Origin of the sequence: Rahnella sp. WP5 (assembly GCF_000745615.1) — a bacterium.
GTDB lineage: Bacteria > Pseudomonadota > Gammaproteobacteria > Enterobacterales > Enterobacteriaceae > Rahnella > Rahnella aceris.
This window is the reverse complement of the sequence record NZ_JQJR01000015.1, coordinates 20,773-35,524: the sequence shown is the minus strand read 5'-3', so window position 1 is coordinate 35,524 and position 14,752 is coordinate 20,773. Positions and strand designations below refer to the sequence as shown.

At 53.1% G+C, this 14,752-nt stretch carries 13 protein-coding genes; 4 read left to right on the top strand and 9 right to left on the bottom strand.

Going from position 1 to position 14,752, the window contains the following annotated elements:
* Positions 1–19: 19 nt before the first annotated feature.
* The gene (locus EX31_RS14265) at positions 20–868 is read right to left on the bottom strand and encodes an MIP/aquaporin family protein (RefSeq protein ID WP_013577586.1); all 849 of its coding nucleotides are present in this window, start codon (positions 866–868) and stop codon (positions 20–22) included.
* A gap of 577 nt (positions 869–1,445) precedes the next feature.
* Here EX31_RS14265 and zapB point away from each other — a divergent pair.
* Positions 1,446–1,685 (top strand): septal ring assembly protein ZapB, encoded by a 240-nt coding sequence (gene zapB / locus EX31_RS14260; RefSeq protein WP_013577585.1) that lies wholly within the window; start codon positions 1,446–1,448, stop codon positions 1,683–1,685.
* 64 nt (positions 1,686–1,749) lie between these two features.
* Here the strand turns inward: zapB and rraA are convergent, their stop codons facing one another.
* From rraA to priA, 7 genes are all read right to left on the bottom strand, one after another.
* Entirely contained in the window at positions 1,750–2,235 is a 486-nt protein-coding gene (rraA, locus tag EX31_RS14255; RefSeq protein WP_013577584.1) for a ribonuclease E activity regulator RraA, read from the bottom strand.
* A gap of 120 nt (positions 2,236–2,355) precedes the next feature.
* Positions 2,356–3,282 (bottom strand): 1,4-dihydroxy-2-naphthoate polyprenyltransferase, encoded by a 927-nt coding sequence (locus EX31_RS14250; protein WP_037035317.1) that lies wholly within the window; start codon positions 3,280–3,282, stop codon positions 2,356–2,358.
* 94 nt (positions 3,283–3,376) lie between these two features.
* Entirely contained in the window at positions 3,377–4,711 is a 1,335-nt protein-coding gene (gene hslU, locus EX31_RS14245; protein WP_013577582.1) for an HslU--HslV peptidase ATPase subunit, read from the bottom strand.
* A gap of 11 nt (positions 4,712–4,722) precedes the next feature.
* Positions 4,723–5,253 (bottom strand): ATP-dependent protease subunit HslV, encoded by a 531-nt coding sequence (gene hslV / locus EX31_RS14240; RefSeq protein WP_015690599.1) that lies wholly within the window; start codon positions 5,251–5,253, stop codon positions 4,723–4,725.
* Positions 5,254–5,368: 115 nt separating this feature from the next.
* On the bottom strand, positions 5,369–6,310 hold the full coding sequence (ftsN, locus tag EX31_RS14235; RefSeq protein ID WP_071823634.1) for a cell division protein FtsN: 942 nt from the start codon (positions 6,308–6,310) through the stop codon (positions 5,369–5,371).
* 99 nt (positions 6,311–6,409) lie between these two features.
* Entirely contained in the window at positions 6,410–7,438 is a 1,029-nt protein-coding gene (gene cytR / locus EX31_RS14230) for a DNA-binding transcriptional regulator CytR (RefSeq protein ID WP_015690598.1), read from the bottom strand.
* A 203-nt stretch (positions 7,439–7,641) separates the two neighbouring features.
* The gene (priA, locus tag EX31_RS14225) at positions 7,642–9,837 is read right to left on the bottom strand and encodes a primosomal protein N' (RefSeq protein ID WP_015690597.1); all 2,196 of its coding nucleotides are present in this window, start codon (positions 9,835–9,837) and stop codon (positions 7,642–7,644) included.
* A gap of 201 nt (positions 9,838–10,038) precedes the next feature.
* Between priA and rpmE the strand changes: the two genes are divergently transcribed.
* Complete coding sequence (rpmE, locus tag EX31_RS25365) at positions 10,039–10,251, top strand: 50S ribosomal protein L31 (protein WP_013577577.1); 213 nt, start codon at positions 10,039–10,041, stop codon at positions 10,249–10,251.
* 174 nt (positions 10,252–10,425) lie between these two features.
* Here rpmE and metJ read toward each other — a convergent pair whose 3' ends face one another.
* Positions 10,426–10,743, bottom strand: coding sequence for a met regulon transcriptional regulator MetJ (gene metJ, locus EX31_RS14220; RefSeq protein ID WP_004392248.1), 318 nt, complete (start codon positions 10,741–10,743; stop codon positions 10,426–10,428).
* 330 nt (positions 10,744–11,073) lie between these two features.
* On the opposite strand from metJ, the gene metB reads away from it, so the two are divergent.
* Both metB and EX31_RS14210 read left to right on the top strand, forming a co-directional pair.
* Positions 11,074–12,234 carry a cystathionine gamma-synthase gene (gene metB, locus EX31_RS14215; protein WP_013577576.1) on the top strand — a complete coding sequence of 387 codons (1,161 nt, stop codon included), beginning with the start codon at positions 11,074–11,076 and terminating at the stop codon, positions 12,232–12,234.
* 2 nt (positions 12,235–12,236) lie between these two features.
* On the top strand, positions 12,237–14,672 hold the full coding sequence (locus EX31_RS14210) for a bifunctional aspartate kinase/homoserine dehydrogenase II (RefSeq protein ID WP_037035316.1): 2,436 nt from the start codon (positions 12,237–12,239) through the stop codon (positions 14,670–14,672).
* The last annotated feature ends 80 nt before the right edge of the window (positions 14,673–14,752 follow it).

Below are 14,752 nucleotides of genomic sequence, written 5' to 3'. Positions count from 1 at the left end.
TGTGGAACAGTTTAGCCGATCAGGCCTTACGCTGTTTGGATGGCTGAGGTGCTTTTTCTTCTGCCGGCTCATTAATCTGATTTGGCAAATGGCGGCCGATCAGCGCTTTATACGCGATGGCACCCAGAGAAGCACCGAGCAGCGGGCCAAAAATCGGCACCAGGAAATAAGGAATATCGCGCGCGCCGGTGAAGGCAACCTTGCCCCAGCCAGCGAAGTAGGCGAAGACTTTCGGACCAAAGTCACGTGCCGGGTTCAGGGCGAATCCGGTCAGTGGCCCCATGGAGGCACCGATAACCGCGATCAGGATACCGATCAGCAATGGCGCCAGCGGACCACGTGGAATGCCGTTGCCGTCATCGGTCAGGCCGAGGATCAGCGCCATCAGAATGGCCGTAATCACCGTTTCTACCAGAAACGCCTGCAATACGCTGATGTGCGGGTTTGGATAGGTAGAGAAAATACCGGCCAGATCCAGACTTTCGACGCTGCCGCGCACCATGTTGTGGCTTTGCTCAAAATCGAAGAACAGGTTGTAGTAAAGGCCGTAGACCAGTGCGGCGGCGCAGAAAGCCCCCGCGACCTGCGCAATGATGTAAGGCAGAACTTTGCGTCCTTCAAAGTTTGCAAACAAACAAAGTGCGACGGTCACGGCCGGATTCAGGTGTGCGCCGGAGATGGCGGCAGTCAGGTAGATGGCCATTGCCACACCCAGACCCCAGATAATACTGATTTCCCACTGGCCAAAGGTTGCCCCGGCAAGTTTCATTGCTGCGACACAGCCCGCACCAAAGAAAATGATAAGCCCGGTACCCAGAAACTCAGCGATGCACTGACCTTTTAATGTGGAACTCATGGTTTGGCTCATAGTTTGATCCTGCTAAGGATGATGTTAATGGTTAGTTATAATTTTTCTGTTATGTCGTTTGTGAACGTAATCGGATTTGGGCGTTCATCATTAAATGAGAACGTAATGTGAATTTATCGTTAACGAGCATAAACGAGAAATAGCGAAATCAAATTTTGTGTGTCGCGTCATAAAAATGAGCGATTTCGCGTATTGCTGGAACTTGATGCAGCGCAAAAAGTCCATGATTTAACATTTTCAGCCGCCATTTGTGACAAACGAACATCAACATGCCTTCCCGCGCAGCGGCTAAGGTTATTCGGCATTAAACAGTATTTCTGGTGTGTGACGCTGCTTTTTAAGCATTTCCTGATACCCGGCGCTGTTAAATTGCAACAGACTGCGTGGATAAAGGGGTTGCGGGTAGACAGAACAAAGCTGGCTACATACAATCACCCGTTAAGACACACGCTGGTTTTGCGCAATTCTCTGATGAATTCGTTATAAAAATCGACGGAGTGCAGGAATCTTTGAGCCGTGTCCGGACGATGCGGCAGAACATAAGATGTGCGCCTTGCGAACATAAGGGGACCGAAAAATGTCATTTGAAGTATTTGAGAAATTAGAAGCTAAAGTTCAGCAAGCGATTGATACCATTACTCTGTTGCAGATGGAAATCGAAGAACTGAAAGAGCAGAACAACACCCTGTCTCAGGAAGTTCAGCAGGCCAGCGGCAACCATGAGTCTCTGGTGCGTGAAAATGCGCAGCTGAAAGAAGAACAACACGTATGGCAGGATCGTCTGCGTGCATTGTTGGGAAAAATGGAAGAAGTTTAATTACTTCATATTCCAAATAAAAAAGGACGCCAAGGCGTCCTTTTTTGTTGTGCTCAGAAGGAAATCACTCAATATCGAGCGGGTCTTCGGACAGCACGATACCGGTATTATCGGCATAAAGATGGTCGCCGGAGAAGAAGGTGACGCCGCCGAAATTGACACGAATGTCGCTTTCGCCAATCCCTTCACTGCCTGCGCCAGCCGGGATAGCCGCCATCGCCTGGATACCCAGATCCAGCTCTTCGAGATCATCAACCTGACGGACAGCACCGTAAATCACGATGCCTTCCCATTCGTTTTGCAATGCAAGGCGTGCCAGTCCGGCATCCAGCAGTGCGCGACGAACAGAACCGCCACCATCGATCACTAATACACGGCCACGGCCATTTTCTTCCAGCAGGTCATAAAGCAAGCCATTATCTTCGAAGCATTTCACGGTGGTGATTTGCCCGCCAAATGAAGTACGGCCGCCAAAGTTGGAGAACAAGGGTTCAACGACATTCACTTCTTCATGGTAGATGTCGCAAAGTTCGGAAGTATCGTATTTCATAGGATTTCATCTGGTTGCTGCATGAGTGTTCAGTATATCCCTTTCCGGCGGATGTTGGCAAAATCATCAATTGTTAAATGTGAAAAGTGACCTGATAAACGCACATCAGGCCAACTTTACTCAATTGAGCAACAGACCCACTGCAAACAAGACGTTAGTCAGCAACGCGGTTTTTACCATATGTTCCAGCAACGGGCGGACTTCAGTGGATGTTGTCGATTTCATCACCCGCATCAGATGTTTTGCCAGCATTGGGAGCGCCAGGATAAACAGCCAGCCGGTCCAGCGAGGCAGGTGCAGGGCGGAGAAAATCACCAGACACAGCACGGCGGCGGTCAGAATGATGGCGTGATAGCGGCGTGCGTTAACCGGCCCGAGGCGAACCGCCAGGGTATTCTTGCCGTTGGCGCTGTCGGTTTCGATATCGCGCAAATTATTGATATTGAGTACCGCGGTGGACAGCAAACCTGTCGCTGTCGCCGGAAGCATTACGATCCAGTCGAAATAGCCTGCCTGTAAATAAAACGTCCCTGCGACACTGATCCAGCCGAAGAAGATCAGCACGGAAATATCGCCAAGTCCCATGTAGCCATAAGGTCGTGTGCCGACGGTATAGGTAATGGCGGCGCCAATCGATAGCAAGCCGAGGATCAGAAACCCGACCACGTCACTGGGCTTATGGCAGGCCACGGCAATAAGCGCAGTACCGCAGATAATGGTCAGCGCGATGGTCAGGATAATCGCGCGCTTCATCTGCCCGGCGGTAATCAGGCCCTTTTGCATGCCGCGTAAGGGCCCGACGCGTTCCGGCGTGTCACTGCCTTTCTCTGCATCGCCATAGTCATTCGCCAGATTTGACAAAATTTGCAAACAGCCCGCAGTCAGCAGCGCCAGTAGCGCAATGAGCGGATGGAAAACGCCTTGCAGGCTGGCAATGGCAGAACCCATAACGATAGAAGCAAACGCCAGTGGCAAGGTTTTCGGGCGCAGGCTTTCGAGCCAGGCGCGGGCGGGTGTTGTCGGAGTGAAAGGCGTGATTGTGCTCATAGGTGATTTCTCAGGTGAAGAATCAGTCCGAAATCTAAAAAAATCAGGGAGGCAAACGCCTCCCTGAAGATCACTTTCGGAACGTATGAGCAAATTATAAGATAAAACGGCTCAGATCTTCATCAGCTACCAGCTGGTCAAGGTGGCTTCTAACATAATCTGCATCAATGTTTATGGAGATACCGTTGCTTTCGCTGGCATCGTAAGAGATATCTTCCATCAGACGCTCCAGAACGGTATGCAGACGACGCGCACCTATGTTCTCGGTGGTTTCGTTCACCTGCCATGCGGCTTCCGCAATACGGCGGATACCGTCAGCGGTGAAATCAATGGTTACGCCTTCGGTCGCCATCAATGCTTTGTACTGATGAGTCAGCGAAGCACTTGGCTCGGTCAGTATGCGTTCGAAGTCTTCAGTCGACAGCGCCTGCAGTTCCACACGAATAGGCAGACGACCCTGCAACTCAGGGATCAGGTCTGACGGGCTGGCCGTCTGGAATGCGCCGGAAGCGATAAACAGAATGTGATCGGTTTTCACCATGCCATGCTTGGTAGACACCGTACAGCCTTCCACCAGAGGCAGCAGGTCACGCTGAACACCTTCGCGGGAGACGTCCGGGCCTGAACTCTGGCCGCCACGTTTACAGATTTTGTCGATCTCATCGATAAACACGATGCCGTGTTGCTCAACGGCCTCGATCGCCTGTTCTTTCAGATCTTCCGGGTTCACCAGTTTCGCGGCTTCTTCTTCGATCAGCAGCTTCAGCGCTTCTTTGATTTTCAGTTTGCGCGGTTTCTGTTTCTGAGCACCCATGCTCTGGAACATCGACTGCAACTGATTGGTCATTTCTTCCATACCCGGAGGGGACATGATTTCCACGCCCATCGGGCCGGATGCCAGGCTGATTTCAATCTCTTTGTCGTCGAGCTGGCCTTCACGCAGTTTTTTGCGGAAGTTCTGGCGTGCAGCAGAAGGTTCCTGCGCTTCGTCAGGTTGTCCCCAGTTGTTTTTCGCTGGCGGGATCAGCACATCCAGAATACGTTCTTCGGCCAGTTCTTCAGCACGATAACGGTTTTTCTCAATAGATTGCAGGCGCACCATTTTTACGGCGGAATCGGTCAGGTCGCGGATAATGGAATCCACTTCTTTACCGACGTAACCGACTTCCGTGAATTTAGTCGCTTCTACTTTAATGAACGGTGCGTTAGCCAGCTTCGCCAGACGGCGGGCAATTTCGGTTTTACCGACACCGGTCGGACCGATCATCAGAATATTTTTCGGGGTGACTTCGTGGCGCAGCGCTTCATCAAGCTGCATCCGGCGCCAGCGGTTACGCAAAGCAATAGCCACGGCGCGTTTCGCTTTATCCTGGCCAATGATGTAACTGTCTAACTCGCTGACGATCTCGCGCGGGGTCATCTCAGACATAATTTCGATCCTTACGCTTTAGAAGATAATTCTTCGATAGTGTGGAATTGGTTGGTGTAGATGCAGATGTCACCGGCGATGCTCAGCGATTTTTCGACGATGTCGCGCGCTTCAAGCTCGGAGTTTTCCAGCAATGCGCGTGCAGCGGCCTGGGCATACGGGCCACCGGAACCAATGGCAATCAGATCGTTTTCAGGCTGGATAACGTCACCGTTACCGCTGATGATAAGCGAGGCATTTTCATCGGCCACGGCCAGAAGGGCTTCCAGACGGCGTAACATACGGTCGGTACGCCAGTCTTTTGCCAGTTCAACGGCGGCTTTCACCAGATGACCCTGGTGCATTTCCAGTTTGCGTTCGAACAGCTCAAACAGCGTGAAGGCATCAGCCGTGCCGCCAGCAAAGCCCGCGATCACTTTGTCGTTATACAGGCGACGTACTTTTTTGACGTTGCCCTTCATGACGGTATTTCCCAATGTGGCCTGGCCATCACCACCGATAACGACCTTGCCGTTGCGGCGTACACTTACAATTGTTGTCACGAGCGGTTCCTCGTTGCAGACGGAAAAGATCCCCGCAGGTTTGCGGGACACTGAACGTGTCTCACAAACTTACGGGGCATATTGAAAGTATAGATTGGGGAAGGATTACGGGTTTTCAACCCCCGGTTGCGACGGGAATGCAACCGGAGATGCCAGCGCCTTTGAGGCGCGATAGTGTGCTGTCAGCACCAGAACGGCTGTTGTACGGGCCGATGACGACGCGACTCCAGCCACCGCCGGTAGTGATCCGGCCTTCAAAACCTTCGAATGCCAGTTTGGCGCGCTGGGATTCCGCCTGCTCAGATCCTTTGAACGAACCGCACTGAACCACAAAGCGCTGGGTTTTTTCCTGTGCTTTCGGTTTTTCCGGCTCAGCCTGGGTAATGGTGGCTGGCTGTTGCGGTTTCGGTGCTTCTTTCACCGGCTCTTTCACTTGCGGCTTCGGTTTTGGCTGAACGGGTTGCGTTTGCACCTGGGCCTGAGGCGCACGTACCGGCTGCGTTTGCGGCGTATACGTTGGCTGTGGCTGAACCTGGCGCGGCTGAGTTACCGGTTGCTGCTGCGCGTACGTCGGCTGCTGTTGCTGAACCTGACGTTGAGTATGCGCCGGTGCCTGCGTGGCCTGATTCGGGTCGTTATACGGCACTTCAGACAACTGTGTTGGTGTCTGGCGCATATCGGCCTGCATCTGTTCGAGAAGCTGGCGCTGTTCAGGCGTCAGTTGTGTTTTGGATTCGACCTGTCCGCCCGCCGTCGGTTCTGTCGGCGTGGTGACGCCCATCTGGCGGTTTTCCAGTTCTTTAATGTAGCGCCAGCGTTCTTCTGGCTTAGGTGGCAATCCATTACCCGGACGGACAGCGTGCGTCGGCAACACTGTCGCTTCTTCATGTTTATTGTGCGCAATAAAATAGAGGCCACCGACAAACACCACCAGTACCGCAACGGCTAACACCACCATGGTTTTGGAGATCGTTGTGGAACTGCGTTTTTTACTCCGGCTGGTACTTTTCCGCCGCGCTCCTGAGCGCCCACGGCTTACATAGTCTCTTTGTGCCACTATCGTTTCGCTGTGTCGTGATGAATGAAGAAGTGCGTCATGTTACTCAACCCTGAACATTTACTGAAATTAAAACTGTTGAACAGCATAAAATCGGACTCACGCTTTTGGGGCCGCAGTGCTTTCCCGCACCACCAGCTCGCTATCAAGCAGCAGCGAACCGTTTTGTACCGGATTTCCCTGTAACTGCTCAAGTAATAATAACATGGCCTGACGGCCAAGCTGGAATCTCGGCTGTGCAACGGTCGTCAGCGGAGGATCGGTATACTGGCTGGCCTTGATGTCATCGAAGCCGACAACCGACAAATCCTGCGGAATGCGCAGACCCATTTTTTTGGCCTGAAACATGGCACCAATCGCCATCACATCGTTGTGGCAGAAAATCGCCGTCGGCGGCACGGGCAGAGCCATCAACTCGGTGACGGCTTGCGCCCCCGATTCATAGCTGAAATCACCATGAATGGTCAGCTTGCTCTCGACGCTCAGTCCGTTGCGGCGCAGCGCCTGCACATAACCTTGTGAACGGTACTGGCACAATGGCATATGCTTTGGCCCGGCGATGCAGGCAATACGCTGATGCCCCAGCTTGAGAAGGTAATGCACAGCTTCGAACGCGGCCGTCAGGTTATCAATGTGGACCGTCGGCAGTTCAAGTTCCGGCGCAAATTCATTAGCCATCACCATCGGCGGCAGATTGCGTTGTTCTTCTTTGCTGGCATCGAAAGGTAAATCAGAGCCGAGCAGCAGCATTCCGTCAATTTGCTTGGTAATGATCAGATTGATAAAGGTTTTCTCTTGCTGATTTTGCTGAGCACAATCACCGATCAACACCAGATAACCGCTTTCGGCGGCCGTGCGCTCGATCCCCTGGATCAGATCGGCGAAAAACGGATCGCAGATGTCGGGGACGATCACCAAAATAGTGCGTGATTCATTACGCTTCAGGTTGCGGGCCAGGGCATGAGGAGAATAACCGACGGCCATGACGGCCTGATCAACTTTCTGGCGAGTCGCGGCGGAGACTTTCTCCGGATTCATTAATGCACGGGATACGGTTGCTGTTGAAACGCCTGCCTGTTCAGCCACATCTTTCATTGTTGCGGCGGGTAATTCTTTCTTGTGCTCCAACGTCTCTCTCCTTGCAACAGCATCAAACTGAGACAACAACATCAACATTCCTCACCTGGCTACGCATGATGTGTAGCTCATCACATTCTAAACAGAATGTGAGTAGGATTTGTTACCTAATTTGCATTAAAAGTGTGACCCAGATGCTTTTTTCGATGCATCACGCAAAAAACCTGACTATTCACGCAAATTCGCTTTTGGAATCAGCTGTCAATCGGATCGACATCCAGTGTCCATTTCACTTTTTTGGCTTGCGGCAGACTTGAAATCAGCGGCTGAGAGCTTTTGATCAGATGCTGCAAAACGCGCCGTGAAGGATGCTGCAATAAAAGCTGCCAGCGGAAACGTCCGCTGCGTTTGGCTTGTAAGGCAGGAACCGGCCCCAGGATCCACAGCGAATCATCTTTCAGCGGACTGGATTCGAGCAGATTACGTAACTGCTGAAGGAACAGCGCAGATTGCTGATTATCGTGGTCTTCCGAGCGGATCATAATGTGGCTGGTATAAGGAGGAAGGAAGACGCTTTTGCGCTCCGCCAGGGTCTGTCTGGCGAACTCGTCGTAGCCCTGCTGCAACAGCACCTGTAATAGCGGATGTTCGGGATGGTGAGTTTGCAATACGACTTCACCCTGTTTGCCTGCACGTCCGGCGCGGCCTGAAACCTGCGTATAAAGCTGGGCAAAGCGCTCGGCAGAACGGAAATCTGCCGAGAACAGCGCGCCGTCGACATCCAGCAATGACACCAGCGTAACGTCAGGGAAGTGGTGCCCTTTTGCCAGCATTTGTGTGCCGATAAGAATACGTGCGCCGCCACGATGGACTTCATTCAGATGCTGTTCCAGCGAACCTTTCCGGCTGGTGGTATCGCGGTCAATGCGCGTGATTGGCGTATCCGGGAACAACGGCGCCAGTTCGTTTTCCAGCTGTTCTGTACCGACGCCGACCGAGACCAGTTGTGTTGAGCCGCAATGCGGACACTGATGCGGCACGGCGCGCTGACTGTCACAATGGTGGCAGCGTAACTGACGCTGATTCTGGTGCAGAGTGTAATAGTGGTCACAGCGCTGACATTCGGCTATCCAGCCACACTCATGGCAAAGCAGGGCAGGCGCATAGCCGCGGCGGTTGAGGAACAGCATGACCTGATTATCGGCTTTCAGATGTTCCTGCATTTTCTGGATCAGCGGTTGAGACAGCCCGACTTTCAGCTGCAACCCTTTTAAATCCAGCAAATTCTGACGGGCGAGTTTGGCATTTCCGGCACGTTTGGTCAGTTTGAGCTGACGATATTTCCCCAGTTCAACATTGTGCAGCGTTTCCAGCGCCGGGGTTGCCGAGCCCATAATAATCGGGATATTTTCAGCGTGAGCGCGGTACACCGCCAGATCGCGGGCGTGATAGCGCCAGCCTTCCTGCTGCTTATAAGAACTGTCGTGTTCTTCATCAATGATAATGACGCCGAGGCGCGCAAACGGTGTAAACAGCGATGAACGGGTGCCAATGACGATGCCCGCTTCGCCATTGCGCGCCCGCAGCCAGACGGCGAGGCGTTCGCTGTCGTTCAGGCCGGAGTGCAGCACATCCACCGGCGCACTGAAACGTTCGCGAAAACGTGCGATGGTTTGCGGCGTCAGGCCGATTTCCGGCACCATCACCAGCGCCTGCCGACCCTGCGCCAGAATGTTTTCCAGCACGCTCAGATACACTTCGGTTTTACCTGAGCCGGTTACACCGGCCAGCAACCAGGCGGAAAATTGCTGATCTTCACTGCGGATCGCGCCGACGGCGGTGGCCTGCTCGGTATTGAGTCGTAAACGTTCGCCGATCACCGAGAAATCCTGGCGCCAGTCGTGCGTGGCGGGCGCAATACTGCGTAAATCCGTCAGCCCTTTGGCTCGTAATGCCTGCAGGGCCGTATCGGTAAGATCAAGATCGGCAACCTGATGACGATACAACGGTTTTTGCATCAGTGCTGCCATCGCCTGCTGTTGTTTTGGCGCACGTTTGAGACTGTCGAGCGGCGTCGCGCGCCCCTCCTCGGTGGCGAACCATTGCCACAGCGGTGTAAGCTCAGCGGCTTTCCCCTGACGTAACAATACCGGCAGCGCATGGAACAGCACTTCGCCGATCGGGTAATGGTAATAGTCGGCGGCCCAAAACAAGATGCGCCACAGATCAGGGGTAAACAGGCTGGAACTGTCGAGGACTTCCCGCACCGGTTTCAGTTTCTCCAGGCCAAATTCGCTGAAGTCGCTGACCTGAGTGACGATGCCAATGGCGTCGCGTTTTCCGAAAGGCACACTGACCCGGCAACCCTTTGAAACCTGCATATCAGGCGGCAACAGATAGTCGAAAGTACGGGCGAGCGGGACGGGTAAAGCAACGTGGGCAACAGGCATTGGGGGTCCAGACTATAAAAAAATGACGAGATAGTGTACACTGTGTCTTTCGAAATGCATGAACATGATTGCGCGGTTGTCAGAGATTCTGTATGATTCGCCGCCTTTGGTGCATTTCGTACTCAAAGCCTATCATCCACTACGCGTGGTGTCTGACAGAACAGGGTTGGATAGCGACGCGGCCTTAAGAAGAGGTTTTCCATGAAACAAGGTATTCACCCTAAATATGTAGAAGTTACTGCAACTTGCTCATGCGGTAACGTTATCAAAACTCACTCAACTGTGGGTCACGATCTGAACCTGGACGTTTGTGGCGAATGCCACCCGTTCTACACTGGTAAGCAACGTGAAGTGGCTACCGGTGGTCGCGTTGACCGCTTCAACAAGCGTTTCAGCGTTCCAGGCAGCAAATAAGCTTCGCTTGAGAGCAAAAAAAGGCGCCTTTGGCGCCTTTTTTGTTACCTGTCGTTTGACGTCCCGCCAGATAAAATGCCCGTTCCCGCACTCTCTTTCTTCGCGCAGATACTGAAAAAACGCGCGACGGGAGCCGCACGGTCTTTCAGCACATCTTTGTTTGCGATGCTGCGATCAGTATTCCCAGGTATCAGGATCCACACCCAGTTCACGCATCAGGATCTTCGCCGCTTCCGGTATTTCGTCACTGCGTTCTTTACGCAGGTCTTCGTCATTCGGCAAAGGCTGACCGGTGAAGGCGTGCAGAAAAGCCTCACACAATAATTCACTGTTGGTCGCGTGACGCAGGTTGTTTACCTGGCGACGGGTGCGTTCATCGGTGAGAATTTTGAGGACTTTCAGCGGAATGGATACCGTGATTTTCTTAACTTGTTCGCTTTTCTTACCGTGTTCAGCGTAAGGGCTGACATATTCGCCGTTCCACTCAGCCATGGGACACCTTAAATTTATCAAAAAATAAAATTCTGAAAACCGCGTGATTATGCCCGATTTTCACTGTTCTCACTAAGTAAATGTCGGAATTTAACAGGGACATTTCACGTTTTTCCCTGCGGCACTGTTCATTTTGTTACCTTGAGCTTACGTCTCCCGGCACGACAGATCTGCCTGACATCTTCATTAACGCCATAATTTTAGCGGGTATTGCGCTGTTGCTCAATCTATACGCAAAGAAGTTTAGATGTCCAGATGTATTGACGTCTATAAATCCGGACGTTACTCTTTATATCCTCATCCTTCGCAATTCGTCAGGAAGAAACGATTATGACGCACAAGCAAGCCACCATTGCCGTGGGCAGTGGCCTGAACAATGATCAGCAATATGGTTGTGTAGTTCCGCCAATCTACCTTTCCAGTACCTATAACTTTGAAGATTTCAACCAGCCAAGAGCCCATGACTATTCACGTCGCGGCAATCCGTCACGGGATGTTGTCCAGCGTGCGCTGGCTGATCTGGAAGGCGGCGCCGGTGCGGTTCTGACCAGCAGCGGTATGTCAGCCATTCATCTGGTGTGTACGGTCTTTCTGAAACCTGGCGATTTACTGGTTGCGCCGCACGACTGCTACGGCGGCAGTTACCGTTTGTTCGACAGCCTGAGCAAACGTGGCGCGTATCGCGTGCTGTTTGTGGATCAGGGTGATCCACAGGCGCTGGCCGATGCGCTGAAAGAAAAACCGAAGCTGGTGCTGATTGAAACGCCGAGCAATCCTTTGCTGCGTGTGGTGGATATTCAGGCGATTTGCGACGCGTCCCGCGCCGCCGGTGCCCTGACAGTGGTGGACAACACCTTCCTGAGTCCGGCGTTGCAAAATCCATTGCAGCTTGGTGCGGATTTAGTCGTCCATTCATGTACTAAATATCTGAACGGGCATTCTGATGTGGTCGCCGGTACGGTAATATCTAAGACCGCAGAACATGCGACAGAACTCGCCTGGTGGGCGAACAACATTGGCGTTACCGCTGCGGCCTTTGACAGCTATCTGTTATTGCGCGGTTTGCGCACGTTAACGGTTCGCGTGAAACAGCAACAGGAAAATGCACTGGCAATTGTTGCTTATTTACAAAAACAATTGCAGGTCAAAAAGCTGTATCATCCGTCGCTGCCGGAAAACCAGGGACATGAAATTGCCTGCCGCCAGCAACGTGGCTTTGGTGCCATGATCAGTTTTGAATTTAACGGAGATGAAGCTCAGTTGCGCCATTTCCTGAAAGAATTGAAGTTATTTACCCTCGCAGAATCACTGGGAGGCGTCGAAAGCCTGATTTCTCATACCGCGACCATGACACATGCTGGCATGGCGCCGGAAGCGCGCAAAGCCGCCGGGATTTCTGACAGCTTGCTCCGTATTTCTGTAGGTCTTGAAGACAGCGAAGATTTGATTGCTGATCTGGAAAATGCATTCCAGTCAGTGGCAACGAGGTAAGTATGAATGCAATAGCGGTTGCAGCGCCGGCGGGAAGTCGTCAGTTGCACAAATTTGGTGGTAGCAGTCTGGCCGACGTGAAGTGTTATCTGCGTGTCGCTGGCATTATGGCCGAGTATGCGAAGCCGGGCGACATGATGGTGGTGTCGGCAGCAGGCAGCACAACCAACCAGCTGATCAGCTGGCTGAAGCTCAGCCAGACAGACAGAATTTCTGCGCATCAGGTTCAGCAGGCTTTGCGCCGTTATCAGAGTGATTTGATAACCGGTCTGTTGCCGCCGGAAATGGCCGAACCGCTTATTGCTTCTTTTATTCATGATCTCGAACGTCTGGCTGTTTTGCTTGACGGCAAAATGACCGATGCAATTTATGCTGAAGTCGTCGGGCACGGCGAAGTCTGGTCTGCACGTCTGATGTCTGCAGTGCTGTGTAAGCTGGAATTACCGGCCGCCTGGCTGGATGCCCGTGAATTCCTGCGGGCTGAACGCGCTGCGCAACCTCAGGTTGATGAAGGCCGTTCGTATCCGCTGCTGCAACAACTTCTCGCGCAGCATCCTCAGCAATATCTGGTGGTGACCGGCTTTATCGCCCGCAGTGACGCGGGTGAAACCGTACTGCTTGGCCGTAACGGCAGTGACTATTCCGCCACCCAGATTGGCGCACTGGCTAATGCCAGCCGTGTGACCATCTGGAGTGATGTGGCCGGTGTCTACAGCGCCGACCCGCGCAAAGTGAAAGATGCCTGCCTGCTGCCGTTATTGCGTCTCGATGAAGCCAGTGAACTGGCGCGTCTGGCGGCACCGGTTCTGCACACCCGTACCCTTCAGCCGGTTTCCGGCAGCGATATTGATTTGCAACTGCGTTGCAGTTACCAGCCGGAGCAGGGCTCAACGCGTATTGAACGCGTGCTGGCTTCCGGTACCGGCGCGAAAATTGTCACCAGCCATGATGATATTTGTCTGATCGAAATGGTCATTCCTTCCGGCCACGATTTTGGTCTGGCACAAAAAGATGTTGAGCTGCTGCTTAAACGTGCGCAGATCAAACCGCTGTGTACCGGCATTCATCCTGACCGTAATCTGCTGCAACTTTGCTACACCTCTGAAGTGGCGGGCAGCGCGTTGCAGATTCTCGAAGAGGCGGCCCTTCCGGCGCGTCTGACCCTGCGTGAAGGGCTGGCGCTGGTGGCGCTGGTCGGGGCGGGCGTGTGCAAGAATCCGCTGCACAGCCACCGTTTTTATCAGGAAATGAAAGATCAGCCAGTGGAGTTTATCTGGCAGGCCGAAGACGGTATCAGTCTGGTGGCTGTACTGCGTATCGGCCCGACCGCGCACCTGATTCAGGGGCTGCACAAAACGTTGTTCCGTGCTGAAAAGCAAATCGGTCTGATGCTGTTTGGTAAAGGCAATATCGGTTCACGCTGGCTGGAACTGTTCGCCCGTGAACAAAAGAATATTTCTGCCCGCAGCGGTTTCGAGTTTGTGCTGGCCGGTGTGGTCGACAGCAAGCGCAGTCTGCTTAATTATGAAGGGCTGGATGCCAGCCGTGCGCTGGCCTTCTTTGATGATGAATCGCAGGCGCATGACGAAGAATCGCTGTTCCTGTGGATGCGCGCGCATCCTTATGACGATTTAGTGGTTCTGGATGTCACCGCCAGCGCTGAACTGGCCGATCAGTATCTGGATTTCGCCAGCTACGGTTTCCATGTCATCAGTGCCAACAAACAGGCAGGCGCGTCGGACACGAATAAATACCGTCAGATCCGCGATGCATTTTCCAAAACTGACAGCCACTGGTTGTATAACGCCACTGTCGGCGCTGGTTTGCCGGTTAATCATACGGTGCGTGATTTACGCGACAGCGGCGACAGCATTCTGGCCATCAGCGGCATTTTCTCGGGAACATTGTCCTGGCTGTTCCTGCAATTTGACGGCACGCTGCCGTTCACCGAACTGGTGGATTTAGCCTGGCAGCAGGGGCTGACTGAGCCGGATCCGCGCGATGATTTATCCGGTCAGGACGTCATGCGCAAGCTGGTGATCCTGGCGCGCGAAGCGGGTTATGACATCGAACCGACGCAGGTTCGCGTGGAATCGCTGGTGCCGGAAAGTTGCGCGAACGGTTCCGTAGATCAGTTTTTTGAAGACGGTGAGGCGCTGAACCAGCAAATGCTGCAACGTCTGGAAGCTGCCCGTGAAATGGGCCTGGTGCTGCGCTACGTGGCCCGTTTCGATGCCAATGGCAAAGCCCGTGTTGGTGTTGAAGCGGTGCGTGACGACCATCCTCTGGCCGCATTACTGCCGTGCGATAACGTGTTCGCTATCGAAAGTCGCTGGTATCGTGATAATCCGCTGGTGATCCGCGGACCGGGTGCAGGGCGTGACGTGACCGCAGGTGCGTTGCAATCTGATCTTAATCGTCTGACGCAACTTCTGTAATTCCTTACGCCTTCCTCTCCCATGAGGGGAAGGCGTAAAAAACCTCTAACTTTCCTCAGCTTCCCCCCAGCCTCATTTTC

Excerpts from the sequence above, each read along its gene's own strand:
- EX31_RS14265 (WP_013577586.1), bottom strand. The coding sequence starts at position 868 with ATGAGCCAAACCATGAGTTCCACATTAAAAGGTCAGTGCATCGCTGAG.
- zapB (WP_013577585.1), top strand. The coding sequence starts at position 1,446 with ATGTCATTTGAAGTATTTGAGAAATTAGAAGCTAAAGTTCAGCAAGCG.
- rraA (WP_013577584.1), bottom strand. The coding sequence starts at position 2,235 with ATGAAATACGATACTTCCGAACTTTGCGACATCTACCATGAAGAAGTG.
- EX31_RS14250 (WP_037035317.1), bottom strand. The coding sequence starts at position 3,282 with ATGAGCACAATCACGCCTTTCACTCCGACAACACCCGCCCGCGCCTGG.
- hslU (WP_013577582.1), bottom strand. The coding sequence starts at position 4,711 with ATGTCTGAGATGACCCCGCGCGAGATCGTCAGCGAGTTAGACAGTTAC.
- priA (WP_015690597.1), bottom strand. The coding sequence starts at position 9,837 with ATGCCTGTTGCCCACGTTGCTTTACCCGTCCCGCTCGCCCGTACTTTC.
- rpmE (WP_013577577.1), top strand. The coding sequence starts at position 10,039 with ATGAAACAAGGTATTCACCCTAAATATGTAGAAGTTACTGCAACTTGC.
- metJ (WP_004392248.1), bottom strand. The coding sequence starts at position 10,743 with ATGGCTGAGTGGAACGGCGAATATGTCAGCCCTTACGCTGAACACGGT.
- metB (WP_013577576.1), top strand. The coding sequence starts at position 11,074 with ATGACGCACAAGCAAGCCACCATTGCCGTGGGCAGTGGCCTGAACAAT.
- EX31_RS14210 (WP_037035316.1), top strand. The coding sequence starts at position 12,237 with ATGAATGCAATAGCGGTTGCAGCGCCGGCGGGAAGTCGTCAGTTGCAC.